Here is a 369-nt window from a genome sequence, read left to right as displayed (position 1 = left end):
CACCACTCCCAAGACACCCAGGAACGCTTCGCCCACGACCCGGCCGGCAACCTGCTGATGCAAGACCGCATCGGCCCCGCCGTCATCGTCGGCAACCGCTTGTTGCTGCAAGGTGACCGGCATTACGACTACGACGCCTTCGGAAATCTCATACGCGAACGTCGTGGCCGGGCCCAGCAGTTGGTCACGGAATACCGCTACGACTGCCAACATCGCCTCATCAGCGTCACACCCCCCGACGGCCAAACGGCCAGCTACCGCTACGACCCGTTTGGCCGACGCATCAGCAAAACCGTCGATAAAAAAACCACCGAGTTTTTCTGGCAAGGCGACACCCTGATCGCGGAACACAGCGCTGATCAGCATCGT

General features: G+C 61.0%; 1 pseudogene. It reads left to right on the top strand.

The features are described from left to right. A pseudogene (locus GIR22_RS25875) lies at positions 1-369 on the top strand (RHS repeat domain-containing protein); the annotation flags it as partial.

The organism is Pseudomonas karstica, assembly GCF_009707515.1.
In the GTDB taxonomy this organism is placed as follows: domain Bacteria; phylum Pseudomonadota; class Gammaproteobacteria; order Pseudomonadales; family Pseudomonadaceae; genus Aquipseudomonas; species Aquipseudomonas karstica.
The sequence above is the reverse complement of the archived record's forward strand: the minus strand, read 5'-3'. Positions and strand labels throughout refer to the sequence as shown.